This window comes from Streptomyces melanosporofaciens (genome assembly GCF_900105695.1).
In the GTDB taxonomy this organism is placed as follows: domain Bacteria; phylum Actinomycetota; class Actinomycetes; order Streptomycetales; family Streptomycetaceae; genus Streptomyces; species Streptomyces antimycoticus.
This window is the reverse complement of the sequence record NZ_FNST01000002.1, coordinates 2,089,010-2,115,465: the sequence shown is the minus strand read 5'-3', so window position 1 is coordinate 2,115,465 and position 26,456 is coordinate 2,089,010. Positions and strand designations below refer to the sequence as shown.

Below are 26,456 nucleotides of genomic sequence, written 5' to 3'. Positions count from 1 at the left end.
ACTCCTTGGGGTCCAAGCGCCGTTCGATACGGCGCAGACTGCTGGAACCGCTCCCACTGGTTGAAGTGAAGGTAGCGCTCGACGGGCTCATGTCAACAGCTCCCGTTCACGGAATTATCGGTAGAAGACCTCTGAGCACGTGGTGTTGTTCAAAGACTTGACACCTCATCAGGCTGACACGAACCTTGGGAGCGCTCCCACTGGTTCGCACTTTCCCCCACCACCCGCACGAACCGCGAGGAGGTCCCCCGATGCGCGTACAGCGTGGCTCGCCCTTATCAGGCACCCCACTTCCAGGCGCACGACTTTCAGGGGCACGGCTCTCAGGGGCACGGCTCGGGGCACGACGACGCATGCGACGGCTGGTGACCGCCCTGGCCGCCGCGCTCTCGCTCCCGGTGGCCATGACCGCGGCGGGCGGCGCCGCCCCCGCGCACGCCGCGGCGGTCCAGTGCGGGGTCGACTACAAGACCAACGACTGGGGCTCCGGCTTCACCGCCGACCTCACCCTCACCAACCCCGGCACCGACGCCATCGACGGCTGGACCCTGACCTACGACTACGCCGGCAACCAGAAGCTGAGCAACGGCTGGAACGGAAGCTGGTCGCAGTCCGGCAAGACCGTCACCGTCACCAACGCCGGGCACAACGCGAAGATCGCGGCCGGGGGCAATGTCACCACCGGCGCCCAGTTCACCTACAGCGGCACCAACGCCGCCCCCGCCTCCTTCGCCGTCAACGGCGTGGCCTGCCGGGGCGCCCATCAGCCGCCCATCGCGGTGCTGAGCAGCCCGTCCCCCGGCGCCGTCTTCACCTCCGGCGGCACCGTCCCGATGACGGCCACGGCCGCGGCGGCCGACGGGGCGACGATCACCAAGGTCGAGTTCTACAGCGACACCAAGCTCCTGGGTACCGACACCACCTCCCCGTACGCCTTCGACCACAAGGACGTCCCGGCGGGCGACTACTCGCTCTACGCCAAGGCGTACGACAGCCAGGGCGCCTCCGCCGAGTCCACCCCCGTCGGCATCCATGTGGCGGCCGGTCCCACGCTGGTGGCGAGCCCCGGTCAGCTCGGGGTGCAGCAGGGCAAAACCGGGACGTTCGGCGTCAAGCTGTCCACCAAGCCGTCCGCGAACGTCACCGTCTCCGTCGCCCGCACCTCGGGCAACACCGGGCTGACGATCTCCTCGGGCGCCACGCTCACCTTCACCCCCGCCACCTGGGACACCGCCCAGCAGGTGACCGTGGCCGCCGCCAACAGCGGCACCGGTGCCGCCACCTTCACCGCGAGTGCCGCCGGCCACACCAAGGCCGAGGTCACCGTCACCCAGCTGGCCGCCGCGAAGGTCTACGACGCCCGCTTCCTGGACCTCTACAACAAGATCACCGCACCTTCGGCGGGCTACTTCTCGCCCGAGGGCGTTCCGTACCACTCGGTGGAGACCCTGATCGTCGAGGCCCCCGACCACGGCCATGAGACGACCTCCGAGGCGTACAGCTATCTGATCTGGCTGCAGGCGATGTACGGCAAGGTCACCGGCGACTGGTCCAAGTTCAACAACGCGTGGGACATCATGGAGAAGTACATGATCCCCACCCACGCCGACCAGCCCACGGGCGGCTTCTACGACGCCTCCAAGCCGGCCACCTACGCGCCCGAATGGGACCAGCCCTCCCAGTACCCCTCCCAGCTCAACGGCAATGTCCCGGTCGGCAACGACCCCATCGCCGCCGAGCTGAAGAGCGCGTACGGCACCGATGACATCTACGGCATGCACTGGATCCAGGACGTCGACAACGTCTATGGCTACGGCAACGCGCCCGGCAAGTGCGAGGCCGGACCGAGCGACACCGGCCCGAGCTATGTCAACACCTTCCAGCGCGGCCCGCAGGAGTCGGTCTGGGAGACCGTGACCCAGCCCACCTGCGACAGCTTCAAGTACGGTGGGAAGAACGGCTATCTGGACCTGTTCACCGGCGACGCCGCGTACGCCAAGCAGTGGAAGTTCACCAACGCCCCCGACGCCGACGCCCGGGTCGTCCAGGCCGCCTACTGGGCCTCGGAGTGGGCCAAGGCGCAGGGCAAGGGCGGCCAGATCTCCGGCAACATCGCCAAGGCCGCCAAGATGGGCGACTACCTGCGCTACGCGATGTACGACAAGTACTTCAAGAAGGTCGGCAACTGCGTCGGGGAGACCGGCTGCGCGGCCGGGAGCGGCAAGAACAGCTCCCACTACCTGCTGTCCTGGTACTACGCCTGGGGCGGCGCCACCGACACCTCTGCGGGCTGGTCCTGGCGCATCGGCTCCAGCCACGCCCACGGCGGCTACCAGAACCCGATGGCGGCCTGGGCCCTGAGCTCGTACGCCGACCTCAAGCCCAAGTCCGCGACGGGCGCGGGCGACTGGTCCACCAGCCTCAAGCGCCAGCTGGAGTTCTACCGCTGGCTGCAGTCCAGCGAGGGCGCCATCGCGGGCGGTGCCACCAACAGCTGGCAGGGCCGCTACGCCACGCCGCCGTCGGGCAAGTCCACCTTCTACGGGATGTACTACGACGAGAAGCCGGTCTACCACGACCCGCCGTCCAACCAGTGGTTCGGCTTCCAGGCGTGGTCCATGGAGCGGGTCGCGGAGTACTACAACCGCACCGGTGACGCCTCCGCGAAGACGGTCCTGGACAAGTGGGTCAAGTGGGCGCTGTCCAAGACCACCGTCAACGCCAACGGCACCTACCAGATCCCGTCCACCCTCCAGTGGTCCGGCCAGCCCGACACCTGGAACGCCTCCAGCCCCGGCGCCAACGCGAGCCTGCACGTCACCGTTGCCGACTACACCAATGACGTGGGCGTGGCGGCCGCGTATGCCAAGACCCTGTCCTACTACGCCGCCAAGTCCGGCGACACCCAGGCCAGGGACACCGCGAAGGCGCTGCTGGACGGCATGTGGAACAACTACCAGGACGCCCTCGGGATCGCGGTCCCCGAGTCCCGCGCCGACTACAACCGCTTCGACGACCCGGTCTACGTCCCCAGCGGCTGGACGGGGACCATGCCGAACGGCGACAAGATCGACGCCGGCTCCACCTTCCAGTCGATCCGCTCCTTCTACCAGAACGACCCGGCCTGGTCGAAGGTCGAGGCGTATCTGAAGGGCGGCGCGGTGCCCAGCTTCACGTACCACCGGTTCTGGGCCCAGGCGGACATCGCGCTGGCGATGGGGTCGTACGCGGACCTCTTCGAGTAGTCACCATCGCGCGACGGCGGGGCTCCCGGGGCCGGGGGCCCCGCCACGGTGCCGCGTGGAGGCGGCGGGCTCACGCGTCCGGCGTTTCCGAGGTGCGGTGAGAGGGCGTGGGGAGCAGCCTGGGACATATGACCGAATCCCAGGCCCCGCGCATTCACCGGCCTCCGATCGTGGTGCTCGGCGTGCAGCAGAACGACCCCCCGTACCGTCTGGTCGAGATCGCCGGAGAGCTGGCGGGCAAGGCGCACTCGGTCCTGGACGTCATCGAGATCGCCCGGGAGGTCGGCCTGGACGATGTCGATCTGGACGATCCGGATGTGGTCCGGTGGGTGGGCGGCGACAAGTTCACGTGGACGTCGTTCTGGCCCCCGCACCGGTCGCACGGGTCGCACGGGTCGCACCACGAGCACCGGGCCAGGCCGTCCCGCGGGGCGGGCTCCGGCGATGTGGATTGACTGTCAACCCAACGTTGACGCTCCCTAGGGTGTCAACCTATGGTTGACACATGACGAAACCAGTCGGACTCAGTCATCCCGTACGCCTCGACGATCTGATCGAGGCCATCAAGAAGGTCCACACCGACGCTCTCGAGCAGCTCACCGACGCGGTGATCGCCGCCGAACACCTCGATGAGGTGGCCGACCACCTCATCGGCCACTTCGTGGACCAGGCCCGCCGCTCCGGCGCCTCCTGGACCGACATCGGCAAGAGCATGGGGGTGACGCGGCAGGCGGCCCAGAAGCGCTTCGTCCCCAAGGCGCCCGGCGAACCGTCGGACCTCGACCCCAACCAGGGCTTCAGCCGCTACACCCCACGGGCGCGGAACACCGTGATGGCGGCGGCGAACGAGGCCCGCGCGGCCTCCAACGGCGAGGTGTGCCCCGAGCACCTGGTCCTGGGCCTCCTCCACGACCCGGACAGCCTCGCCGCGAAGGCGATCCTCGCCCAGGGCGTCCTGCTCGACACCGTCCGCCAGGCGGCCACCGAGGCCCTCCCGCCGGCCGCCGAGGAGGTGCCCGAGCTCATCCCGTACGACGCGGGCGCCCGCAAGGTCCTGGAGCTCACCTTCCGCGAGGCCCTGCGGCTGGGCCACAACTACATCGGCACCGAGCACATCCTCCTCGCCCTCCTCGAACACGAGGACGGCGCGGGCCTGTTGACCGGACTGGGCATCGACAAGGCCACCGCCGTGGACACCCTCACCAAGGCGCTGACCCGCATCGCCGAGGCCATCAAGGACGAGATGGAGGGGTGACCGAGCGGCCCTCGACGGCCCAACGGCGGGTGTGCGGCGGCCGGAACAGGGGTGCTGTGCCGGTCAGGCTGAGGACGCGCCTGACCACGCCACTCGGGGAGCGGACGGTGACCGTCTTGCCGTGTGCGAGCGCCTCTCGGCGAAGCCTCAGCAGTGCGTTGAGGCCCGAGCAGTCCCAGAACCTCACCGCTCTCAGGTCCACGTCGACGCCCTCGGCGGAGGCGCGGAGGGCTGTGCGCAGGGCGGCGGACACGGCGGGCGCGGTCTCGTAGTCCACTTCCCCCCGGATCACCACAACCTTCCGGGGCCCCTCCTGGTAGCTGTCGGTGATGAGGGAGGGCAGGGGCGTGGGCGCGGGGCGCGACGGCGTCGGCCCGACCGCCGCGTCGTGCGCGGGTCGGTACGGCGAGCGGTGCCCGGGCTCGGGCGTGGAGACGTCTCGGGCGTGCATCTGTCTCTGGCTCCCCTCAAGTCGCCGCACGGGCATCACACGACTTGCATTACCCGAAGCATAATTCATGTTTCTGGATGCGTCATCATCGCTTCGGTAATATCATGAGCGCATGGGAGGAGTGCCTGAATCGCACACTGGATGGACGTTCCTGACCAACCACGCCCGCGTGCTGGCCACGATCGCCGACGATCCGAACGTGCGGATCCGCGACATCGCCGCGCACTGCAGGCTGACGGAGCGCGCCGTCCAAAAGATCATCGCCGACCTGGAGCAGGACGGGTATCTGTCCCACACCCGTGAGGGGCGCACGAACACGTACCGCATCGAGCCCGGGAAGGTCCTGCGCCACCCGGCCGAGGCCGGACTCCCCGTGGCCTCGCTGCTCTCCCTGCTCGTCGAGGACGAGGCCCGGCGCAAGCACCCCGACGGGTCCATGGGCGGCGGGAACCCGAACCCGACGGCGCACTGACGCTCCCGCCCTCGATTACGCTGAAACGACCCTTGATGTCAGAGGTAGGAGTCACGGTGCGTATCGGCGAACTCGCCGCCCAGACCGGCGTCAGTGTGCGAGCGCTGCGCTACTACGAGGAGCAGCACCTGCTCACCTCGGAGCGCAGCCCCAGCGGCCAGCGCCACTACCCGGACACCGCGGTCGCCCACGTCCTGATGATCCAGTGCTTCTACGCCGCGGGCCTGTCCAGCAAGACCATCCGTGAACTCGTCCCCTGCATGCACACCGGCGTCGCCACCCCCGCCATGCTCGCCCGCCTGACCTCCGAACGCGACCGTATGAACGCCCAGATCGCCGACCTGGCCAAGGCCCGCGACCACCTGGAGGCCCTCATGGCCGCGGGCGACGGCATGGTCGACGGCGAGACCCGGTGCGTCCCGCAAAGCGCTTGATCCACCGCGACGGCTAAGGCAGACGGCCAATCAGCGGCGGGCGCCGCTCCCGCCGTGATAGCCGAGTTCGAGGTAGCGGGCGCGGGTGCTCCAGGGGCCGAGGTCGGGTGTGTTGGCCAGGACGTCGTGCCAGCGCGAGCCGCCGGAAGCCGCCTTACCGGAAGGGCCCCCTGGGGCATGCGCGGGGCGTCCGGCCCAGAGCCGCACCCCCGACCGCGCCGCGGACTCGCGGACCGGCTCCCACAAGCCCATCGAGAACATGCCGGCGAGCTGGTACATGGCGATGAAGCCGACAATGCCCTCCTCGGGGTCCGAGCGGTCCGAGCGCTCGGTGAGGGCGTGCCACAGGAAGTACGGGTTCGGGAGCCGCACATCGGGCTGGAAGCGGTAGACGAGCCGCTCCAGCCTGATCGAGCCGATGCGCGGCAGCTTTATCCGGTTGAGCGGAACGACCTCGCGCTTGCCGCCGTTCCAGGTCAGCCTCTCGTAGCGGCCCATGTAGCCGGGCTCGCTGTAGACCGTGGCATAAAGGCGTTCCCTGCGATCGGGCCGCCGGTTGTGCAACATGCCCGCGCCGACGACGGCGCCGCCCACGGAGGCCAGGCCCGCCAGGAGGATTCTGGTCTTGCGCTTCATCGGGACGCGACACCTCGTTTCTGACGGGACGACCGCCTTCATCGTGTGCCACGCCGCGGAGGACCTCCACGGTTCCCCGCATCCCGCCGCCCGGCCCAACCTCAGCCATCTCTCTCCCCGGTGAGACGATCGCGAGGACCGTAAGAACGAATGCAAGGGCGGGGAACATGACTGTTCTGGTGCTGCTCGGCGTCTTGGTGCTTGTCATCGGCGGATGCGCGTGTGTGGTGTGGGCGGAACGCGGCGGTCCCCGCTGGGCCCGCGTGGTGGCGACTGTGACGCTTGCCGCGGGGAGGCTGCTGAGGCGCTCCGAGAAGAACCGGCGCCGCAGCCTGACCCCGACCAGCAGTGATGGTGGCAGTGGCGGTGACTAGGGTGCTTTCAGTGGTGGATCTGGCCGGGCGCCACCTGGCAGGCATCTGCCTGCGGTCCGCACGCTGATCCCCAGGAGAAGCCCTGGGCGGCGGCATCCCAGAGCGCCCCGGCCGCCCCGCCCGCACGCCGCGGGTCGCGTACGGTGCCCCGGCCAGCCCCGGCCAGCCCCGGCCAGCCCCGGCCAGCCCCGGCCAGCCCCGGCCAGCCCCGGCCAGCCCCGGCCAGCCCCGGCCAGCCCCGGCCAGCCCCGGCCAGCCCCGGCCAGCCCCGGCCAGCCCCGGCCGTGAGTGGTGGCGCGAGTACCTCGACCCGGCGCCGGAGAAGGACTTGACGTTCTCGTACTCCGAGCTGGCCGTGATCCCGGAGTGGCGCAAGCAGGGACTGGCCGAGCGGCTGACCCGCACGCTGATGGCAGGGCGGGACGAGGTCCTTGCGGTCCTGCTCGTGGACACCGAACACCCCCGGATCCAGGTCCTGTACGAGTCCTGGGGCTTCCGGAAGGTGGGGGAGCGCCGGCCCTTCCCGGACTCTCCGCTCTTCGCGGTGATGCTCGCTGAGCTTCCGCTGCCGAGCTGACGCCGGACACACCGAAGCGCCCTCTCGCCTACGCGGAGATGAGGGGGCGCTTACGGACGTAGTGACTGGGGCTAGCCGATCTTCCACTGGCCGGTCTCGTCGGCAACGGTGACGTCGAGCTGTTCGTCGTCGTTCTGGCCCGAGAGGGTGAGGGTGTCGCCGACGCGGGCGTCTTGGGCCTGCTCGGGTTCGTCCGTTGCGGCCGGTGTCCGCTCGGCGTCTGCGGCCTCGCTGGTGGTTGCGGCCTGCGAGGAGGACCGGACCTTGGGGCTGGTGCTGATCTTGCTGCCCTCGTTGCCGCATGCGGTGAGCGGCAGGCAGAGGATGGCGGCGGTGAGTGCTATGGCGCGAGTGCGCATGGTTCCCATGGTTCCCCCCTGAGTGCGTGCTGATGTGCCGTGTGTGGGGGGGATGAGCACTGTATCGGGCGTGTGGGCTGGTGTGGAGGGATTCGGCGGGACATGTCGCCGCCCCGCCGGTGTCGACGGGGCGGGTCGCCCGAGCACTGCCAGGAGCGCGGGTCGTCGGCGGTGCGCGCACCGAAGGCGCGACGTCCTTCGGGGCGCGCGGCAGGGGTTCCGGTTCAGGCGTTGTAGCCGCCGTGGGCGTCCAGCACCGCGCCCGTGACGTACGACGCGGCGGGGCTCGCGAGAAAGGCGATCGCCGCGGCGATTTCGTCGGGGTGCCCCAGGCGTTGCAGGGAGAGCGAGCTGACCAGGGCCTTGAGGGTCTCGGGGTCCGGCGTTTCCATGCCGCCCTCCATCAGTCCGGCCTCCACGACGTTGGCCGTGATGTCCCGGGGCCCGAGGTCCCGTGCGACCCCCATGGTGTACCTCTCGATCCCTGCCTTGGTCGCCGAGTAGTCGGCAGCTCCCGGGACACCGACCCGGGAGCCCAGTCCGGAACTCACCGTGACAATGCGGCCGCCCGCGCGCAGCACTCGGGAGGCGGCCCGGATGACGGCGATCACGCCGAGGTAGTTGGTGGCGTGCATCCGGTCCAGCGCGGCGGTGTCGGCGGCCGGGTCGTCCACCATGCCGGCCACGGAGATCGCCGCGTTGTTGACGAGGATGTCCAGGCCGCCGAAGTGCGCGACCACGTCGTCGATCAGCGTCGGCGCCCGACTCGTGTCCGCCTGGTCGGACTTGAAGGCGACGGCCTTGGCTCCCTTGCCGCGCACCTCGTCGACGACGGCCTGCGCCTGCTTCTCGGAGCTGACATAGGTGAAGGCGACGTCGGCGCCCTGCTCGGCCAGCAGTCGTACGGTCGCGGCTCCCAGTCCGCGCGACCCCCCGGTGACCAGGGCGACCTTGCCCGTGAGTGGCTTGCTCATTCTTCTCACCTCGTTGATTGACCGGATTGACCCTTCCCGGCAGTCGCAACATTAATTGTTACGACAGGCTGTCGCAACCTTAACTGTTACGACTGTGCTGTCGTAACATAAAGCGTTGCGGCCGAGAGGAGGAGCCCATGAGCGCCAACAGCAGGCTGACCATCGCCGCCCACGCGTTGGCCTGGATCGGTCTCTACCAGAGCCGGGGCCATGAGGTCGCCACCTCCGAGCAGATCGCGACCAGCGCGAACACCAACCCCGTGGTGATCAGGCGGCTGCTCGGCGAGCTGCGCAGGGCCGGGCTCGTGGAGTCCCGGCGGGGCGTGGGCGCGGGCTGGTCGCTGGCGCGCGAGCTGGGGTCGATGACCCTGCTCGACGTGTACGAGGCAGTGGAACCCGGCCCGCTGTTCGCGATGCACCGCACCACCCCGGACCAGGGATGCGTGGTGGGTTACGGCATCCAGCCGGTGATGCAGGGCATCTATGAGGGCATCGAGGAGACCCTGAGACGCGAGCTGGCCCGCGTCACGCTCGCGAACGTGCTCCGCGACGTACTCGCGGCACCTCGCTAGCCTCCCCGTTACGCCCTGACATCACCAAGATCCCCATCCATGCCCGGGCCGGCGAACAGCCTGGCAACTCCTGCCGCTGGAGCTGGGGTTCGGGTTCCGGGCGCAAAAGATCAGCCGGTGCCGCGTTTCCGCAGGTCACCGGCTGATCTGTAAGGGTGAGTAACGGGACTCGAACCCGCGACATCCTGGACCACAACCAGGTGCTCTACCAGCTGAGCTATACCCACCATGACCGGCGCTTTCCGCACCGGCCGAGAAAAAGTGTACAGGGTCCGAAGGGGTGCTCGCTCCCGGCTTTCGGGGTGTCGGGAGCGAGCACCGGGTCGGGCCGGCCCGGGTCAGGTCTGCCGGGCGGGCAGGACGTGCTTGGCCGCGATGGTCTTCGCCGTGTCCGAGTCCGGGCCGGGCGCGGGGACGAAGACCGCTTCACGGTAGTAGCGCAGCTCGGCGATGGACTCGTGGATGTCCGCGAGCGCGCGGTGGTTGCCGTTCTTCTTGGGGCTGTTGAAGTAGGCCCGCGGATACCAGCGGCGGGCCAGCTCCTTGATCGAGGAGACGTCGACGATCCGGTAGTGGAGGTAGCTCTCGAGCGTCGGCATGTCCCGGAGGAGGAAGCCCCGGTCGGTGCCGACCGAGTTTCCGCACAGCGGGGCCTTGCCGGCCTCGGGGACGTGCTCGCGGATGTAGGCCAGGACCTGGTCCTGGGCATCCTCGAGCGTGGTCCCGCCCTCGAGCTCGGCGAGCAGGCCGGAGGTGGTGTGCATCTCGCGCACCACCTCGGGCATGGTGACCAGCGCTTCCGCGGGGGGCCGGACAACGATGTCCACTCCCTCGCCCTGGATGTTCAGCTCGGAGTCCGTGACCAGCGCGGCCACCTCGATAAGCGCGTCGTTCGCCAGCGAGAGCCCGGTCATCTCGCAGTCGATCCACACCATGCGATCGTTCATACGTCTCACCCTACGGGGCGTTCCCGCTGGCCGGGCAGGGACGGACGGCCCGGAGCGCGGCCCGCGGCCTGTTCGGGCAGGCGTGGGGCGTAGGTGTCCGACTCCGGTTTGCCAGGGTCCGGATGCGGAGCGTGATGGTGGTGCGGAGGATGCCCCGAGTGACCGGTGGGACCGCCGGGCGCGCCCTGTCGCCGCAGCGGCAGGGAGTGGTCACCCGAGCGGGGTTCGATCACCTCGGCGCGGTCGGGCCGGTCGGCCCGCTCCAGCCGCTCCAGGCGGTCGGGGCGGTCCGTGCGATCCGCCGGCCCGCCCTGGGGCCTGCGGGCGCGGTACGCGGCCCGGTAGGCGGCCGGGGAGGACCCCAGCTGCCGCCGGAAGTGCCCGCGCAGCGCGACCGGCGAACGGAAGCCGCAGCGGCCGGCGACCTCGTCGACCGAGTAGTCGGAGGTCTCCAGGAGCCGCTGCGCCTGCAGCACCCGCTGGGTGATCAGCCACTGCAGTGGAGCGCTCCCAGTGAGCGAGCGGAACCTGCGGTCGAAGGTTCTGCGGCTCATATAGGCGCGCGCCGCCAGGGCCTCGACGTCGAACTGCTCATGCAGATGCTCGAGCGCCCACGCCACCACCTCGGCGAGCGGATCCGCCCCGATCTCCTCTGGTAACGACCTGTCCAGATAGCGCTCCTGCCCTCCGCTGCGGCGTGGCGGGACGACCAGGCGCCGGGCGAGGGCGCCGGCGGCGTCCGCGCCGTGGTCGGTGCGCACGATGTGCAGGCATAGATCGATCCCGGCGGCGGTGCCCGCCGAGGTCAGTACGTCGCCGTCGTCGACGAAGAGCTCGCGGGGGTCCACATGGACCGACGGATAGCGTTTGGCGAGCGTCGGCGCGTACATCCAGTGGGTGGTCGCCGGGCGGCCGTCCAGCAGCCCGGCGGCGGCCAGTACGAAGGCCCCGGTGCACAGGCCCACGATCCGCGCGCCCTCCTCGTGCGCGCGGCGCAGCGCGTCGAGCGCGGCGGCCGGTGGCGGCTGGGTTATCGACCGCCAGGCCGGTACGACGACGGTGCCGGCCCGGGAGAGTGCCTCCAGGCCGTATGGTGCGGTCAGTTCCAGTCCGCCAGTCGTTCGCAGTGGCACATCTTCGCCCGCGCACACCAGCAATCGGTACCGAGGGACTCCGGCGTCCTGCCGGTCGATACCGAAGACGGAGAGCGGGATGGAGCTTTCGAAGATGGGGCCGCCGCTGAACAGCAGCACCGCGACGATTTCTCGTCGCCGGCGTCCGGAGAGCTTGCGCGAGGTCTCCGGTACGGTCGTGGAGTCCTGGCTCATGGCACTAAGCCCCCCTCGGTGGTCGCGTCCTCTCGGTCCTGCACGTTTCCCCTCGGTCCTGAACGGTTCCCCCGCCGGTCATGGCCAAGATCGAATCTACTGTGTCGCGTGTGGTCGCCGTGACCAGTTCACCACCCGCCACTATGTCGACATGGGAACTTGGCGCGAAGCATTCGATCACGAAGCGTTGCACTCGTAGCCCTCGCTGTGAAGTACGCCTTGTGCCGACACCCACTTCCCGTAGGGGGTACGTGCCCCGCGGACCCCTTTCCACGCTGGCCGGACGGGTGTTGAGCACGGCGTTTGCCAAGGGAAGAAGTGTGGCCCGAAGTTGGCTCAAAACAAGCGGGCGCATGCGTACGGATGCGTCATGCGACCGGCGTACGGCCGGCTCGTACATCCTCGGGGCTCGAGCGACGCTCCAGCGGCGCTCCATCAGCGCTGAGTGTACGGAGCGCTACGGACCGCTTTCCCGGCCCCGGGGCTTTCGCGCGTCCTCAGACGCGGCGGCCGCCCCGGTGCGCGCCGATGCCCGTACGGCCGTGGCGGCCCCGATGCGGACTGGCGCCGTCCGCGTCCAGCCGGGCCGCGGTGCGTTCGGAATGGCGCAGCAGGGCGCGGCTGGCGGCGGTCACGGCGGCGAGGCCCGCACCGGCCCCCAGGGCGCCGCCGAGGGGTAATCCGCACATGAGCAGGACGACGGGGACCACGGCGCAGCCGAAGGCCGCCCAGCGGATCACCTCGCTCACCGCGTCGCTAGCGGTGGGCTGGACCGGGGCTCGAGCGGGGCTTGGAATATGGGGCCGTCCGGGTGTCCCGGCCGTGTCGCCGGGGATGCCGCCGGGGGCGTCGTACTCGCGGGCGACGGACACGGGCAAGGCTCCTCTCGAGCGGCCGGCGAGATGTCGGCAGGGCGCTCCGCGCGGGGGTGGGGAGGGGCGGCGGGCCGGAGATCCGGGCAGGTGAGCGGGTCGGGCCGGGGCCGCCGTACCGGCTGCCGCTACTACAACGCCCGGCCCGCCCCCAGGTCACTGCCGGGCGGCCGGGCGGCGTGCCGTGGCGGTCCGGCCGGCCCTGGCGACGGGCCGCGGACCGGGCGTGGCGGGGACCACTTGGGGCATTGCGTTACGGGCCGCCCTCCGGCATGCTCCGGGGAACGCTTCGGGCGGCTCCGCTCCCGTGGCTACCTCTGGGCAGGTGGTGAATGCCGCCGTACCCTTGGGGGTAAGGGCTTGGAAAGATGAATCCCGGACGGATTTCGACCCCTCGAGATCGTCCCCGAGCTCCAGCGGAGCTCAAGTCCCCCGACAACCCCCAACCTGAGCCCCCGCCGATCCCTCCGCACGAGGACATCCTTCGCCGAGACACCGATGGCCGGTCACGAAATCCCCGAACCCGCGGACCGCAAGCGGGTCGCCGATCACATGGCGACCCCCGAAGCGGCGGAAGAAACACGTCATTCCTGCGATCCAGCGTTCCAGCACGGTGTCGTGGTCGGATTCGACGGCTCCACGTCGAGCGAGCGCGCCCTCGCCTACGCCATCGGCATGGCCCGGCGCTCAGGCTCAGGGCTGATCATCGTCCACGTGGCCAACCGGCTGCCGACGACGGTGTGGGCGGGCTGTGAGCCGCCGGTCTTCGTCGACGTCCCCGATCACCGCACCGAGGTGCTGGGGCTCGAGTTGGCCTGCGCCGATCATCTCTCCGAGGTGCCCTGGATCCTCGTCGAGCGGGGCGGGGACATCTGCCATGAGCTGGAGGAGGTCGGCCGGGAGTACGCGGCCGACGCCATTGTGGTGGGCTCCACGCACGGGCTGGTGGGGCGGATCTTCGGCTCGGTCGCGGGGCGGCTCGCACGGCGGGCGCAGCGGCCCGTCATCGTCATCCCCTGAGCGCCGGCCGGGTGTCCCCTGGCCTCGCCTGACGTCCGCCGGGCATCCCTGGGCGTCTTCTGTCGTCCGCGGGCCATCCCCTGGGTGTCCGCTGGGCATCTTCTGAGTGTCACCGGGTGTCTCCTGGCGCCTCAGGCGCTCCAGGCGCTCCACGGGTCCCCGAGCGCCCCTGAGCGGCTTCTGCGGGCCTTCCCGGCCCCTCCAGGTCCCTTCAAGTCCCCGTGCCCTGGCGTGCCGTGGCTCCGGCGCCCGTTCGTCAAGCGCGGTTGTTCAGCCCAAAACCTCTGCCGTCGGCATGGCTTGGCCCGGACGCCGGGAACCGGACACCCTCAACTCCCCTTGACCGCAGGTGAGATGGCGTCAAGTTCATCTTGACAACGGACAAACCTACCCGTGCGTAGAGGTGGATTGTGCGTTTGTGAGGGGTACAAAACGTTCGATCGTGCCGGCGCGCGGGAAGTGACGGTTCCCGCGCGTCGGCCAGCCGTCGGCGCAAAAGGGCGACGCCGGCGAAGGGGAGGCGGCCCCCGCGTGCGTGGTGGCACACGCGGGGGACCGCCAAGGGTTCGCGCAGGGAGTCGCGGAGGATTCGCCGAGGTCGCGTGGGTGCGCGGGGCTACTCGACCGTCACCGACTTGGCGAGGTTGCGGGGCTTGTCGATGTCGCGGCCGAGCGCCAGCGCCGTGTGATACGCGAGCAGTTGGAGCGGGATGCCCATGAGGATCGGGTCGAGCTCCACCTCGTTGCGGGGTACCACGATCGTGTGGTCCGCCTTCTCCTGCTCCCGGTGGGCGACGGCCAGGATCCGGCCGCTGCGGGCCTTGATCTCCTCCAGCGTCGCGCGGTTCTTCTCCAGCAGGTCGTCATCCGGCAGGACCGCCACGGTCGGCACCTCGGGCTCGATCAGCGCGAGCGGCCCGTGCTTGAGCTCGGAGGCCGGGTACGCCTCGGCGTGGACGTAGGAGACCTCCTTCAGCTTCAGGGACGCCTCGCGCGCCACCGGGTAGCCGCGGACCCGCCCGACGAACATCATGCTCTTTGCGTTCGCATATTCCGCGGCGAGCTCTTTGATCTCTTCCTCGCCGCTCAGCACCTCGGCGATCTGCTCGGGCAGCTTGCGCAGCCCGGCGATGATCCGCTTGCCGTCGGCGACCGAGAGATCACGGATCCGGCCCAGGTGGAGGGCGAGCAGCGCGAAGGCGACGGCGGTGTTGGTGAAGCACTTGGTGGAGACGACACACACCTCCGGGCCCGCGTGGACGTACACCCCGCCGTCGGTCTCCCGGGCGATGGCGCTGCCCACGACGTTGACGACGCCCAGCACCCGGGCGCCCTTGCGCTTGAGCTCCTGGACGGCCGCCAGCGTGTCGTAGGTCTCGCCGGACTGGCTGACCGCGATGTAGAGGGTGTCCGGGTCCACGACCGGGTTGCGGTAGCGGAACTCGCTCGCGGGCTCCGCGTCCGCCGGGATCCGGGCCAGCTCCTCGATGAGCTGGGCCCCGATCAGGCCCGTGTGGTACGCCGAACCACAGCCGAGGATCTTGACCCGGCGCACCCCGCGCGCCTCGCGGGCGTCCAGGTTGAGCCCGCCCAGCCGGACGGTGGAGAAGCGGTCGTCGATCCGGCCGCGCAGCACCCGGTCCACGGCGTCGACCTGCTCGTGGATCTCCTTGTGCATATAGGTGTCGTGGCCGCCCATGTCGTACGACTCGGCCTCCCACTCCACCGTGGTGGGGGAGGGTGCGGTGCGGCTGCCCTCGGTGGTGTAGGTGCGGTAGTCGTCGGCCTTGAGGGTGGCCATCTCGCCGTCGTCCAGGGTGACCACCTGGCGGGTGTGGCTGACCAGCGCGGCGACGTCGGAGGCGACGAACATCTCCTTCTCACCGATGCCCAGCACCACCGGCGAGCCGTTGCGGGCGACGACGATGCGGTCCGGGAAGTCGGCGTGCAGCACGGCGATGCCGTAGGTGCCCTCGACCATCGAGAGCGCGTGGCGGACCTTCTCCTCCAGGGTGGGCGCCTGGGAGCGGCCGATGAGATGGGCGAGCGCCTCGGAGTCGGTGTCGGAGGCGAGCTCGACGCCGTCGGCGGCCAGCTTGGCGCGCAGCTCGGCGGCGTTGTCGATGATGCCGTTGTGGACGACGGCGACCTTGCCGTCCGCGTCCAGATGCGGATGCGCGTTGGTGTCATTGGGCGCGCCGTGGGTGGCCCAGCGGGTGTGGGCGATCCCGGTGGTGCCCGCGAACCGCTTGGGAAGCCTGGCCTCCAGCTCGCGGACCCGGCCCTTGGCCTTGGCGGTCTTCAGCCCGGCGCTCTGGGCGCCCTTGGCGGGCTTGCCCTGGATCGCGATGCCCGCGGAGTCATAGCCGCGGTACTCCAGCCGCTGCAGCCCCTCCAGCAGCAGCGGTGCCACATCGCGCTTGCCGATGTATCCGACGATTCCGCACATGGTGTTCAGGCCCTCCCATTGATCGCTCGTACATGCTCGTGCTCGTGTCCGGCGGTGGCGGCCGCCATCGTGGACCGGTGCCGTGGACCGGCGTCGTGGTCCGATGCCGTGGACCGGCTCCGTCAGCCGTAGACGATGCGGCGCAGCTGGCGCAGCGAGAGTTCGGGCGGGGCCACCGCGCGGTACGGCAGCTCGGCCGTGATCCGCTCGAAGATGTCCGCGTTGGTCAGCCCACCGGACTGCAGCTCGCGGTGGCGGCGCCGGACGAACTCCTCCGTCGTCTCGTCGAAGTACGCCAGTACGTCCAGCACCACCCGGCCCGCCTCGCCGCGGCTGAGCGGCGTACTGCGGACCAGGTGGTCGATCAGGTCATCGTGGGACATTCGGCGGTCGAGCATCCGTTGATACTGCGATGCGGTGAAGTGTTTCGCAACATTCCTGCCCGATATCGGGCAGGGGTGGGTCTCAGTGACGGAAAAAGCGGGCTCGATGACGGGAAAGCCGTGCCTCAGGCGCCGGAAAAGCGGCGGAGCACGGCCTGTTTGGCGGTGGTGAACTCCGCCTCGGTGAGGATCCCGCTCTGGTGAAGATCGCCGAGTTCGCGCAGTCGTCGCAGCAGGACGTCGTGGTCCACGTCACCCTCGTCGCCCCCGGTGGGCGGGGTGTCCGCGGACGGCTCCGGGGCGGGCGGCTGGGCGGGGAGCGCCTTCGCCGGGGCGCCCGGATGCGGCATCCGCGCGACGACGGCCGCCGCGACCAGCGCCATCAGCGGATCCTTCTTGAAGCCGTACAGCACCACGGCATGCGGGTCGTACTTGGGCGCGGCCGTCGCCGTGGCCTTCGCCACGACGAAGCGGAGGTAGCCGTTCTCCAGCCCGGCCGCCGGGACCCACTCCACCAGCTCCAGGTCCGGCAGGAGGATCGTGCGGGGGCCGCCGGACTTCTTCGACTCCTCGGTCTTCCAGTTCCAGTCCAAGCGGATCCGCTCACCGTCGAACGAGGCCGTGGCGTCGCCCGCCGAGGCCGAGACCGGCACCGAGGGGCCGTGCAGCACATAGTGGTCGCAGGGGCCGGACGGCACCTGATCCAGGGCCAGGCCCTGGCGGACCTCGTCGACCAGATACTCGGCGAGATCCCTGCGCTCCGGTTCCACCGAGAGCTGATACGGATCGGCGGCGTCCGGCAGCTTGCCGCCGGTGGTCTGCAGCAGCGGGTCCGCCCCTCGCGCAGCCGCAGCCGCAGCCGGCCCGACTTGCGCCCCGGCTCGTAGGCGACACCGGCCAAGGCCACCAGGGGGACGGTCAGTTCGCCGAGCGCCTGCCGTACGGCGTGCACGCTGCGGTCCCGCCCCGGGACGATCCGGATCGCTTCCCCGTCAAAGCTCCAGGCGCCATCGCGCTGGGTGATTTCCGCCATGCGGGGAATTCTGACAGGCCCACAGCGACACATTGGTCTACACCTTGACCGCAACTGGGCGTCGCGGTACCCAAGATGCCACGTTGCGTTGAAGGGACCCTCTGTGAGACGACGTCGTGCCCGACTTCTGTGTTCCCTCCTGCTGACCGTGGTGGCCGGGGCGGGGACCGCGGCCTCCTCCGCCTCCGCCGCTCCGGCTTCCCCCTCGTCCTCCGCCCCGGACGCCGCGGCCGCCCCGACCCCCCTGGACCGGGTCGTGCCCGCGCCCGCGTCCGTACGGCCCGCGGCGGGCTCGTACGCGATCCACCCCGACACCCCCATCCGGGTCTCCGGCTCCGACGGCTCGGCGCGCTCGGCACGCCGGGTGGCCGACTACCTCGCGACGGTGCTGCGCCCCGCCACCGGCTATCGGCTGCCCGTCACCGCGCGGGCGGGCGGCGAGGGCATCCGGCTGCGGCTGACGCCCAAGGCCGCCGCGGTGTCGAAGCTGGGCGCGGAGGGATACCGGCTGGAGGTGACCGGTCGCGGGATCACCGTCACCGCGCGCGCCTCCGCGGGGCTGTTCCACGGCGTCCAGACGCTGCGGCAGCTGCTGCCCGCGTCCATCGAGCGCACCAACCGGCAGGCGGGCCCCTGGCGGATCTCCGCCGGCACCATCACCGATGAGCCGCGCTATGCCTGGCGGGGCGCGATGCTCGATGTCTCCCGGCACTTCTTCGGCGTGGACCAGGTCAAGCGCTATATCGACCAGCTCGCCCTCTACAAGATCAACAGGCTCCATCTGCACCTCTCGGACGACCAGGGGTGGCGGATCGCGCTCGACTCCTGGCCGCGGCTGGCCACGTACGGCGGCTCCACCCAGGTCGGAGGCGGCCCCGGCGGCTACTACACCAAGGACGACTACCGCGAGATCGTGAGCTACGCGGCCAGCCGTGAGCTGACCGTCGTTCCCGAGATCGACATGCCGGGCCACACCAACGCGGCGCTCGCCTCCTACGCCGAGCTCAACTGCGACGGCGTCGCCCCGCCGCTCTACACCGGCACCGAGGTCGGTTTCAGCTCGCTGTGCGTGCCGAAGGACGTGACGTACGACTTCGTGGACGACGTCATCCGCGAGCTCGCCGCGCTCACCCCCGGCCCCTACCTCCACATCGGCGGGGACGAGGCCCACTCCACCAGCCATGAGGACTATGTGGCCTTCATGGACCGGGTGCAGCCGGTGGTCGCCAAGTACGGCAAGACGGCGATCGGCTGGCATCAGCTCACCGGTGCGCACCCCGCGAAGGGCGCGATCGCCCAGTACTGGGGGACGGACGGGAGCGAGAAGGAGGTCGCGGACGCGGCCAAGGCGGGCACCCAGCTGATCCTCTCACCGGCCAACCGGTCCTATCTGGACATGAAGTACGACGCCAGCACACCGCTGGGGCAGAACTGGGCCGGGTACGTCGAGGCGAAGCAGTCCTACGACTGGGACCCGGGCACCTACATCAAGGACGCCCCGGCGTCCTCGGTGCTCGGTGTCGAGGCGCCGCTGTGGTCGGAGACCCTCGAGACCAGCGCGCACATCGAGTACATGGCCTTCCCCCGCCTCCCCGGCATCGCCGAGCTCGGCTGGTCGCCCGCGAGCGCACATGACTGGGAGAGCTACCGGGTCCGGGTGGCGGCGCAGGGCCCCCGCTGGGACGCCATGGGCATCACGTATTACCACTCCCCGCAGATCCCCTGGCCCACGAGCTGAGCCTCTCCCGGCACGGCCGTGATGCCGGTGACGGTGCCGGTGCCTATGCCGGGCCGGGGCTGGGGCTGGGTCCCGGGGGTGCTGCCCCCGGGACCCACTCCGTGGTGGCTCAGCTCGCGAAGCCGAGCTCCCGCGCGATCAACGTCCGCTGGACCTCGCTGGTGCCCTCGCCGATCTCCAGGATCTTGGAGTCGCGCCACATCCGGGCCACCGGATACTCGTTCATAAAGCCGTAGCCACCGTGGATCTGGGTGGCCTCGCGGGCGTTGTCCACCGCGATCTCGGAGGAGTAGAGCTTCGCGATGGACGCCTCCTTCTTGAACGGCTCGCCGAGGACGAGGCGGGAGGCCGCGTCCCGCCAGGCGACCCGGGCCATATGGGCACGCATCTCCATATCGGCCAGCTTGAACTGGATGGCCTGATTGGCGCCGATGGGCCGGCCGAACGCCTCGCGGGTCCTGGCGTACGCCACCGACTCGTCCACACAGCCCTGGGCGAGGCCGGTGGCCAGGGCGGAGATCGCGATCCGGCCCTCGTCCAGTATCCGCAGGAACTGGGCGTAGCCCCGGGCCTCGGCGCCCAGCAGATTCGCGGCCGGGACCCGGCAGTCGGCGAAGGACAGCTCGCGGGTGTCCGACGCGTTCCACCCCACCTTGGAGTAGGGGGCGGCCACGGTGAAGCCGGGGGTGCCGGACGGCACGATGATCGAGGAGATCTCGGGGCGGCCGTCCTCCTTGCGGCCGGTGACGGCGGTGACGGTGACCAGCGCGGTGATGTCCGTACCGGAGTTGGTGATGAAGCACTTGGTGCCGTTGATCACCCACTCGCCGGTGGCCTCGTCCAGCCGGGCCGTGGTGCGGGTGGCGCCCGCGTCCGAGCCGCCGCCGGGCTCGGTCAGGCCGAACGCGCCCAGGGTCTCCCCGGAGCAGAGCCCCGGCAGCCAGGTGCGCTTCTGCTCCTCGGTGCCGTAGAGGAAGATCGGCATCGCGCCGAGCGAGACGCCCGCCTCCAGGGTGATCGCCACCGAGGAGTCCACCCGGGCCAGCTCCTCCAGGGCCAGGCAGAGCGCGAAGTAGTCCCCGCCCATGCCGCCGTACTCCTCCGGGAAGGGCAGGCCGAACAGGCCCATCCGGCCCATCTCGCGGACGATCTCGTACGGGAACTCATGGTGCTCCCAGTACTCCCCGATCTTGGGAGCGACCACATCATGCGCGAACGCCTCGACGGTGCGGCGCAGTTCCTCGTGTTCGGGGGAGAGTCGGTGGTCGATCGGCATGGCTCAGGTCTCCTTCTGGGAGAGGGCGCGAACGGTGCGGGACGGGCTGGGCCGGCCCAGATGCCGGGCCATCCACACGCTGGTGGCGGTGAGACGGCCGATGTCGACCCCGGTCTCGATGCCGAGGCCGTCGAGCATCCACACGAGGTCTTCGGTGGCGAGATTGCCGGTGGCGCTCTTGGCGTAGGGGCAGCCGCCGAGGCCACCGGCGGAGGCGTCGACGGTGGTCACGCCGTGCTGGAGCGCGGCGAGGGTATTGGCGAGTGCCTGGCCGTAGGTGTCGTGGAAGTGCACGGCCAGCCGGTCGTTGGCGACGCCCGCCTCGTTGAGCGTGGCCAGCAGCTCCCGCACATGGCCGGGGGTGGCCACGCCGATGGTGTCGCCGAGGCTGATCTCGTCGCATCCCATGTCCAGCAGGCGGCGGCTGACCGAGACGGTCTGGGAGATCGGGACCTGCTCCTCCCACGGGTCGCCGAAGCACATCGACAGATAGCCGCGCACGGCCACGCCCGCGTCCTTGGCCTTGGCGACGACCGGCTCGAACATCTCCAGCGCGCCGTCCACCGTGCGGTTGAGATTGGCCTTGGCGAAGGACTCCGTGGCGCTGGCGAAGACGGCGATCTCGCGTGCGCCCAGCGCGAGGGCGCGGTCGAGACCGCGCTCATTGGGCACGAGCACGGGGAGCCGGGCGGCCACGTCGTCGATCAGCGGCATCAGCTCCTCGGCGTCCGCCAGTTGGGGCACCCACTTGGGATGGACGAAGCTGGTGGCCTCGATGGTGGTGAGACCGGCTTCGGCGAGCCGCCGGATGAACTCCGCCTTGATGGCCACCGGGACCAGCGCCTTCTCGTTCTGCAGCCCGTCCCGCGGGCCCACCTCATGGATCCGGACCCGGGCGGGCAGCCCGGGGGCGGGGACGGTCATGGGGAGGGTCATCACTCACGCTCCTCGCTCTCGTGCGGGGTGACGACGGCCAGCAGCTGGTCCATGGCGACCGTGCTGCCGGGGGTCACGTCGAGCTCGGTGACGGTGCCGTCGTGCGGGGCGGAGATGAGGTGCTCCATCTTCATCGCCTCGACCACCAGCAGGCCCTGACCCGCGGTGACCTCGTCGCCGACGGCCGCCTTCACGACGGTGACGGTGCCGGGCATGGGCGCGGTCAGCTCCCCGGCGTGGGCGGCGGCGGCGCCTCCGCGCAGCGCCTCCTCCACGGGGTCGTGCCCGACCACGCGCCAGGTGTCCCCGTCCCGCCCCAGCCAGTGGCTGGCGCCGTGCGCGGCATGGCGGAAGCGGTGGGTGACCCCGCCGAGGTCCAGCAGCACGGTGCCCTCGTCGAGGGCGATGAGCCGGGCCCGCGTGCCCGCGCTCGCGTCGGCGGCCTGGCGTGGGTCCGCCGCGGCGATCATGCCCGCCGCGCCCGCCGCGCCCGCCGCGCCCGCCGCGCCCGCCGCGCCCGCCGCGCCCGCCGCGCGCGGGGCCGTGTCCGCTGCCGCGTGCGCCCCGCCGGGGTGGCGGTCAGCTGCCGCGTGGTGGGCGGCGGCAGCCTGCTCGTCCGCTTCCGCTTTCGGGGTGCGCACACTGGCGCCGGTGACGGTGCCGTCGTGGCTGGTCCGGGTGGCCGGGACATCCGCGCCACCTTCGCCCGGGGCGCCCATGGGCCGGACGGCCTCGGCGGCCGCCCCCCGCGGCTCCCCGGTCCGGCCGGTGGCGGGGGCCCCCGCGCCGCCTTGGCCCGTGCCCTGGGGCCCGCCGGGCCGGTCCGTCGCCCCGGCTGCCGCCGAGGTGCCGTCGGGGTGCTCGATGAGGAGCTCCGCGTCGTGGGCGCGGCCGCGCACACGGACCGTCACCGGGGGTGGCCCGCTACGCGGAGGCGGTGGACCGTCCAGGCGGGGGCGCCGCCGAGGCGCCAGCCGGTCGGCACCGAGAACGGATCGACCCAAACGTCCGGGGCCGGGCCGCCGAGGCCGGAGCCGCCGGGCTCCGGGCGCCCAACGGATCCGCCGCCACGCGGAGCGGCGGGCTCCAGCGCCGCCTGGCGCAGCAAGGCCGCCGCCGCGTAGACCTCCTCCGGTATGGCCGGCGGGATCAGCGAGGCCGCCGCGCGGTCGACCAGGCCCGTGTCGAGCTCGCCGGAGGCGACCGAGGGGTGGGCGGCCAGACGGCGCAGAAAGCCGGTGTTGGTGTCCACGCCCAGGACGGTCAGGGAGCCGAGGGCGGCGCGCAGCCGGCGCAGGGCGGTGGGGCGGTCGGGGCCGTGGGCGATGACCTTGGCGAGCATCGGGTCGTAGACCGTGCCGACCTCGGTGCCCGCGCTGAGCCCGGAGTCGACCCGCACCCCCTCGCCCTCCGGCTCGTCCAGCGCCAGCACCATGCCGGCGGACGGCAGGAAGTCCACCCGGCCGTCGGCCGCCGCGCGGGCGGTCTCGGCGCAGATACGGGCCTCCACCGCATGGCCGCTGAAGCCGATCTCGTCCTGCCCGAACAGCAGCGGTTCGCCCGCGGCGACGCGCAACTGCCACTCCACCAGGTCCAGCCCGGCCTGCCCGCCGACGGACACCGTCAGCTCGGTGACCGGATGCTCCACCTGGAGGCGGGTGTTCATCTCCATGAAGCAGTACGCGGACGGATCGTCGCCCGGCACGATGAACTCGACCGTGCCCGCGCCCACATAGCCGCACGACCGCGCCGCCGCCACCGCGGCCTCGCCCATCCGCGCCCGGGTGGCCTCGTCCAGCAGCGGGCTGGGCGCCTCCTCGATGATCTTCTGATGGCGGCGCTGCAGCGAGCACTCGCGCTCCCCGAGGTGGACCGCGTGCCCCTGGCCGTCCGCCAGCACCTGGATCTCGATATGCCGGGGCCGGTCGATCCAGCGCTCCACCAGCAGCGTGTCATCGCCGAACGCCCCGCGCGCCTCGCGCCGGGCGGCCGCGATCTCGTCGGCCAGCAGCGCCTCGTCGCGGACCAGCCGCATGCCCTTGCCGCCGCCGCCCGCCGAGGGCTTCAGCAGCACCGGCATCCCGATCTCCCGGGCGGCGGCGGTGAGCTGGTCGTCGGTCAGCCCGCTGCCCGAGGAGCCCGGCACCACCGGCACCCCGGCCGTGTGCACGGTCTCCTTGGCGCGGATCTTGTCGCCCATCAGCTCGATGGCGCCGGCGGGCGGCCCGATGAAGGCCAGACCCGCGTCGGCGCAGGCGCGGGCGAACGCCCCGTTCTCCGCGAGGAAGCCGTAGCCGGGGTGGACGGCCTGGGCGCCGGTGCGCGCCGCGGCGTCCAGCAGCCGCTCGATGGACAGATAGCTCTCCGCGGCGGGGGCGGGGCCGATCCGCACCGCGGTGTCCGCCTCGCGCACATGGCGGGCGTCGGCGTCCGCGTCGCTGTAGACGGCGACCGAGCGCACGCCCAGCCGCCGCAGGGTGCGGATGACGCGCACGGCGATCTCACCGCGGTTGGCCACCAGCACGGTGTCGAACATCGCGGGCGACGGGCTCGCCGCACGCGGACCACTCGCCGAGCTCATCGGGCTCTTCGGGCTCATCGGGTGCATCCCCCTCACATCCGGAAGACGCCGTAGCCGGGCGCCGCGGGCTCGGTGGCCGTACGGCCGGGCAACGGTGCGTTGGCGCAGGCGGTCAGGGCGAGACCGAGCACCGTGCGGGTCTCCAGGGGGTCGATCACACCGTCGTCCCACAGCCGGGCGGTGGCGTAATACGCGTTTCCCTGCGCCTCGTACTGCTCGCGGACCGGGGCCCGGAACGTCTCCTCCTCCTCGGCGCTCCACTCCTCCCCGCGCGCCTCCATCTGGTCGCGCTTGACGGTGGCGAGCACGGAGGCGGCCTGCTCACCGCCCATCACCGAGATCTTGGCGTTGGGCCACATCCACAGGAAGCGCGGCGAATAGGCGCGGCCGCACATCGAGTAGTTGCCCGCGCCGTAGGAACCGCCGATCACGACCGTCAGCTTGGGGACGCGGGTGCAGGCCACGGCGGTGACCATCTTGGCGCCGTGCTTGGCGATACCGCCCGCCTCATAGCTGCGGCCCACCATGAATCCCGAGATGTTCTGCAGGAAGACCAGGGGGATGCCGCGCTGGTCGCACAGCTCGATGAAATGGGCGCCCTTCTGGGCCGATTCGGAGAACAGGATGCCGTTGTTGGCGACGATGCCCACCGGGTGGCCCATGATCCGCGCGAAGCCCGTGACCAGTGTGGTGCCGAACTCGGCCTTGAACTCGGCGAACCGCGAGCCGTCCACCAGCCGCGCGATGACCTCCCGCACGTCGTACGGCGTGCGCGAGTCGACCGGAACCGCCCCGTAGAGCCCCGCCGGGTCGACCGCGGGCTCCTGGGAGGGCTCCAGCGCCCACGGCGGCGACCCCTGCCGCATCGCGGACGGCGGCAGGGTGGCGACGATGGAGCGGACGATCCGCAGCGCGTGGGCGTCGTCCTCGGCCAGATGGTCGGTCACGCCCGAGACCCGGGAGTGGACCTCGCCGCCGCCCAGCTCCTCCGCCGAGACGACTTCGCCGGTGGCCGCCTTCACCAGCGGCGGCCCGCCCAGGAAGATCGTGCCCTGCCCGCGCACGATCACGGCCTCGTCACTCATCGCCGGGACATACGCCCCGCCCGCCGTGCAGGACCCCATCACCGCCGCGACCTGCGGAATCCCGGAGCCGGACAGCCGCGCCTGGTTGTAGAAGATCCGCCCGAAGTGGTCGCGGTCCGGGAAGACCTCGTCCTGCATGGGGAGGAAGGCACCGCCGGAGTCGACCAGATAGACGCACGGCAGGTGGTTCTCCAGCGCGACCTCCTGGGCGCGCAGATGCTTCTTCACCGTCATCGGGTAGTACGTGCCGCCCTTGACCGTGGCGTCATTGGCGACCACGACCACCTCACGGCCGGACACCCGGCCGATCCCGGCGATCACCCCCGCCGCCGGGGCCTGGCCCTCGTACATCCCCTCGGCGGCGAGCGGGGCCAGCTCCAGGAACGGGGAGCCCGGATCCAGCAGTGTGTCCACCCGGTCGCGCGGCAGCAGCTTGCCGCGCGCGGTGTGCCGCGCCCGCGCCCTCTCCCCGCCGCCCAGCCGCGCCACGGCCAGCTTCTCGCGCAGCCGCGCGGCCAGCTCGCGGTGCGCGGCCTCATTGGCCTTCCAGGCGTCGGACGCCGGGTCGGCGCCGCTGTGCAGCGCCGGTGCCTGCTCCATGGCTGCGAGCCCCCTCGCTCGGTACCGTTAGTGAACGTTAACTAGTTACCACCAGGTTAACGACCACTAACCCGGCTGTCTAGAATCGATTTCATGAGCACGCAAGCAGCCGCCCCGACCCGCCGCGAGCAGATCCTCAGGGAGGCCGCCCGCCTCTTCGCCGAGCGCGGCTTCCATGGCGTCGGCGTCGATGAGATAGGCGCCGCGGTCGGCATCAGCGGCCCCGGTCTCTACCGCCACTTCCCCGGCAAGGAGGCGATGCTCGCCGAGCTGCTGGTCGGCATCAGCGGCCGGCTGCTGACGGGCGGCAAGCGGCGCGCCGCCGAGGGGGAGGGGGCCGGGCTCGCCCCGGCCGAGGTGCTGGACTCGCTGATCGAGGGCCATATCGACTTCGCCCTCGACGACCGCCCGCTGATCATCCTCCACGACCGCGAGCTGGACCGGCTGCGGGACACCGACCGCAAGCTGGTGCGCTCGCTCCAGCGGCAGTACGTGGAGCTGTGGGTCGAGGTGGTGCGCGAGGTCTACCCCCGGCTCGCCGAGGCCGAGGCCCGCGCGTGTGTCCACGCCGTCTTCGGGCTGCTCAACTCCACGCCCCACCTCGGCCGCCCCGGCGCCCTCCCGGGGCGCGCGGCCACCGCCGCCCTGCTGCACCGCCTGGCCCTCGGTGCCTTCGGTGGCGCCCACGGTGTGGACGGGGATGCGAACCGGGCCTCGTAAGACGAACCGAGCCCCTGTAGGAGGGGGCTGGACAGCCTCGGTAACTCGCGGGTAGCTTTCACTGAGCAAGCGCTTAGGTGAGTGTCGCCAAGCTATCAGTTGAGGAATCACGACGGCGGTCGGCCGGTCCGCGCAGCGG

Annotated in this window: 23 protein-coding genes, 1 tRNA gene and 3 pseudogenes; 11 read left to right on the top strand and 16 right to left on the bottom strand. The window is 71.1% G+C overall.

The window, feature by feature from the left end; all coding sequences use genetic code 11:
- Window positions 1-353: 353 nt before the first annotated feature.
- The 3 genes from BLV72_RS11520 to BLV72_RS11510 all read left to right on the top strand — a co-directional run bounded on the left by BLV72_RS11520 (window position 354) and on the right by BLV72_RS11510 (window position 4,500).
- Window positions 354-3,245 (top strand): glycoside hydrolase family 48 protein, encoded by a 2,892-nt coding sequence (locus BLV72_RS11520; protein WP_093462013.1) that lies wholly within the window; start codon window positions 354-356, stop codon window positions 3,243-3,245.
- 128 nt (window positions 3,246-3,373) lie between these two features.
- Window positions 3,374-3,700, top strand: a complete 327-nt coding sequence (locus BLV72_RS11515; protein ID WP_244320728.1) for a hypothetical protein — start codon at window positions 3,374-3,376, stop codon at window positions 3,698-3,700.
- A 50-nt stretch (window positions 3,701-3,750) separates the two neighbouring features.
- Window positions 3,751-4,500: a Clp protease N-terminal domain-containing protein gene (locus tag BLV72_RS11510; protein ID WP_093462011.1), complete on the top strand. Its 750-nt coding sequence runs from the start codon at window positions 3,751-3,753 to the stop codon at window positions 4,498-4,500.
- Here the strand turns inward: BLV72_RS11510 and BLV72_RS11505 are convergent.
- Window positions 4,478-4,951: an STAS domain-containing protein gene (locus BLV72_RS11505; RefSeq protein ID WP_093470302.1), complete on the bottom strand. Its 474-nt coding sequence runs from the start codon at window positions 4,949-4,951 to the stop codon at window positions 4,478-4,480. The genes BLV72_RS11510 and BLV72_RS11505 overlap by 23 nt on opposite strands.
- Before the next feature lie 112 nt (window positions 4,952-5,063).
- Here BLV72_RS11505 and BLV72_RS11500 point away from each other — a divergent pair, with 112 nt between their 5' ends.
- Window positions 5,064-5,423, top strand: a complete 360-nt coding sequence (locus BLV72_RS11500) for a helix-turn-helix transcriptional regulator (protein WP_093462010.1) — start codon at window positions 5,064-5,066, stop codon at window positions 5,421-5,423.
- A gap of 56 nt (window positions 5,424-5,479) precedes the next feature.
- On the top strand, window positions 5,480-5,857 hold the full coding sequence (locus BLV72_RS11495) for a MerR family transcriptional regulator (protein ID WP_093462009.1): 378 nt from the start codon (window positions 5,480-5,482) through the stop codon (window positions 5,855-5,857).
- Window positions 5,858-5,887: 30 nt separating this feature from the next.
- On the opposite strand, the gene BLV72_RS11490 is transcribed toward BLV72_RS11495, so the two are convergent.
- The gene (locus tag BLV72_RS11490; RefSeq protein ID WP_093462008.1) at window positions 5,888-6,493 is read right to left on the bottom strand and encodes a hypothetical protein; all 606 of its coding nucleotides are present in this window, start codon (window positions 6,491-6,493) and stop codon (window positions 5,888-5,890) included.
- 167 nt (window positions 6,494-6,660) lie between these two features.
- On the opposite strand from BLV72_RS11490, the gene BLV72_RS11485 reads away from it, so the two are divergent.
- Both BLV72_RS11485 and BLV72_RS11480 read left to right on the top strand, forming a co-directional pair.
- Window positions 6,661-6,867: a hypothetical protein gene (locus BLV72_RS11485; protein ID WP_093462007.1), complete on the top strand. Its 207-nt coding sequence runs from the start codon at window positions 6,661-6,663 to the stop codon at window positions 6,865-6,867.
- A 265-nt stretch (window positions 6,868-7,132) separates the two neighbouring features.
- A pseudogene (locus BLV72_RS11480) lies at window positions 7,133-7,444 on the top strand (GNAT family N-acetyltransferase); the annotation flags it as partial.
- A 71-nt stretch (window positions 7,445-7,515) separates the two neighbouring features.
- Here the strand turns inward: BLV72_RS11480 and BLV72_RS11475 are convergent.
- Together BLV72_RS11475 and BLV72_RS11470 are read right to left on the bottom strand one after the other, a co-directional pair.
- Window positions 7,516-7,803: a hypothetical protein gene (locus tag BLV72_RS11475; protein WP_093462006.1), complete on the bottom strand. Its 288-nt coding sequence runs from the start codon at window positions 7,801-7,803 to the stop codon at window positions 7,516-7,518.
- Between the two features lie 224 nt (window positions 7,804-8,027).
- Entirely contained in the window at window positions 8,028-8,777 is a 750-nt protein-coding gene (locus BLV72_RS11470) for an SDR family NAD(P)-dependent oxidoreductase (protein WP_093462005.1), read from the bottom strand.
- A gap of 137 nt (window positions 8,778-8,914) precedes the next feature.
- Here BLV72_RS11470 and BLV72_RS11465 point away from each other — a divergent pair, with 137 nt between their 5' ends.
- The gene (locus BLV72_RS11465; RefSeq protein ID WP_093462004.1) at window positions 8,915-9,349 is read left to right on the top strand and encodes an Rrf2 family transcriptional regulator; all 435 of its coding nucleotides are present in this window, start codon (window positions 8,915-8,917) and stop codon (window positions 9,347-9,349) included.
- A 154-nt stretch (window positions 9,350-9,503) separates the two neighbouring features.
- Here BLV72_RS11465 and BLV72_RS11460 read toward each other — a convergent pair.
- The 4 genes from BLV72_RS11460 to BLV72_RS11445 all read right to left on the bottom strand — a co-directional run bounded on the left by BLV72_RS11460 (window position 9,504) and on the right by BLV72_RS11445 (window position 12,496).
- Window positions 9,504-9,576: transfer RNA gene (locus BLV72_RS11460), tRNA-His, on the bottom strand.
- Between the two features lie 111 nt (window positions 9,577-9,687).
- On the bottom strand, window positions 9,688-10,296 hold the full coding sequence (gene orn, locus BLV72_RS11455; RefSeq protein ID WP_059142078.1) for an oligoribonuclease: 609 nt from the start codon (window positions 10,294-10,296) through the stop codon (window positions 9,688-9,690).
- A gap of 5 nt (window positions 10,297-10,301) precedes the next feature.
- Window positions 10,302-11,624 (bottom strand): helix-turn-helix domain-containing protein, encoded by a 1,323-nt coding sequence (locus BLV72_RS11450; RefSeq protein WP_093462003.1) that lies wholly within the window; start codon window positions 11,622-11,624, stop codon window positions 10,302-10,304.
- 497 nt (window positions 11,625-12,121) lie between these two features.
- Window positions 12,122-12,496 carry a hypothetical protein gene (locus BLV72_RS11445; RefSeq protein ID WP_342030660.1) on the bottom strand — a complete coding sequence of 125 codons (375 nt, stop codon included), beginning with the start codon at window positions 12,494-12,496 and terminating at the stop codon, window positions 12,122-12,124.
- A 498-nt stretch (window positions 12,497-12,994) separates the two neighbouring features.
- Between BLV72_RS11445 and BLV72_RS11440 the strand changes: the two genes are divergently transcribed.
- Window positions 12,995-13,516, top strand: coding sequence for a universal stress protein (locus tag BLV72_RS11440; RefSeq protein WP_093462001.1), 522 nt, complete (start codon window positions 12,995-12,997; stop codon window positions 13,514-13,516).
- 616 nt (window positions 13,517-14,132) lie between these two features.
- Here BLV72_RS11440 and glmS read toward each other — a convergent pair.
- The 4 genes and pseudogenes from glmS to BLV72_RS51995 form a co-directional block, all read right to left on the bottom strand.
- Entirely contained in the window at window positions 14,133-15,965 is a 1,833-nt protein-coding gene (gene glmS, locus BLV72_RS11435) for a glutamine--fructose-6-phosphate transaminase (isomerizing) (RefSeq protein ID WP_093462000.1), read from the bottom strand.
- A gap of 122 nt (window positions 15,966-16,087) precedes the next feature.
- The gene (locus BLV72_RS11430) at window positions 16,088-16,363 is read right to left on the bottom strand and encodes a hypothetical protein (protein WP_037953108.1); all 276 of its coding nucleotides are present in this window, start codon (window positions 16,361-16,363) and stop codon (window positions 16,088-16,090) included.
- Between the two features lie 110 nt (window positions 16,364-16,473).
- Window positions 16,474-17,118 carry a DUF4429 domain-containing protein gene (locus BLV72_RS11425; RefSeq protein ID WP_425288515.1) on the bottom strand — a complete coding sequence of 215 codons (645 nt, stop codon included), beginning with the start codon at window positions 17,116-17,118 and terminating at the stop codon, window positions 16,474-16,476.
- Between the two features lie 9 nt (window positions 17,119-17,127).
- A pseudogene (locus BLV72_RS51995) lies at window positions 17,128-17,381 on the bottom strand (DUF4429 domain-containing protein); the annotation flags it as partial.
- A 103-nt stretch (window positions 17,382-17,484) separates the two neighbouring features.
- On the opposite strand from BLV72_RS51995, the gene BLV72_RS11420 reads away from it, so the two are divergent.
- Window positions 17,485-19,119 (top strand): beta-N-acetylhexosaminidase, encoded by a 1,635-nt coding sequence (locus BLV72_RS11420; protein WP_093461998.1) that lies wholly within the window; start codon window positions 17,485-17,487, stop codon window positions 19,117-19,119.
- A 109-nt stretch (window positions 19,120-19,228) separates the two neighbouring features.
- Here BLV72_RS11420 and BLV72_RS11415 read toward each other — a convergent pair whose 3' ends face one another.
- From BLV72_RS11415 to BLV72_RS11395, 4 genes and pseudogenes are all read right to left on the bottom strand, one after another.
- A complete protein-coding gene (locus tag BLV72_RS11415; RefSeq protein WP_185930145.1) occupies window positions 19,229-20,395 on the bottom strand; it encodes an acyl-CoA dehydrogenase family protein in 1,167 nt (388 codons plus the stop codon).
- Between the two features lie 3 nt (window positions 20,396-20,398).
- Window positions 20,399-21,331, bottom strand: a complete 933-nt coding sequence (locus BLV72_RS11410; protein WP_093461997.1) for a hydroxymethylglutaryl-CoA lyase — start codon at window positions 21,329-21,331, stop codon at window positions 20,399-20,401.
- Window positions 21,331-23,867, bottom strand: a pseudogene (locus BLV72_RS51990) (acetyl/propionyl/methylcrotonyl-CoA carboxylase subunit alpha). The gene BLV72_RS11410 and the pseudogene BLV72_RS51990 overlap by 1 nt, the downstream one beginning before the upstream one ends.
- 77 nt (window positions 23,868-23,944) lie before the next feature.
- Window positions 23,945-25,597 carry a carboxyl transferase domain-containing protein gene (locus tag BLV72_RS11395; protein ID WP_093461995.1) on the bottom strand — a complete coding sequence of 551 codons (1,653 nt, stop codon included), beginning with the start codon at window positions 25,595-25,597 and terminating at the stop codon, window positions 23,945-23,947.
- A 93-nt stretch (window positions 25,598-25,690) separates the two neighbouring features.
- On the opposite strand from BLV72_RS11395, the gene BLV72_RS11390 reads away from it, so the two are divergent.
- On the top strand, window positions 25,691-26,317 hold the full coding sequence (locus tag BLV72_RS11390; RefSeq protein ID WP_093461994.1) for an SACE_7040 family transcriptional regulator: 627 nt from the start codon (window positions 25,691-25,693) through the stop codon (window positions 26,315-26,317).
- The last annotated feature ends 139 nt before the right edge of the window (window positions 26,318-26,456 follow it).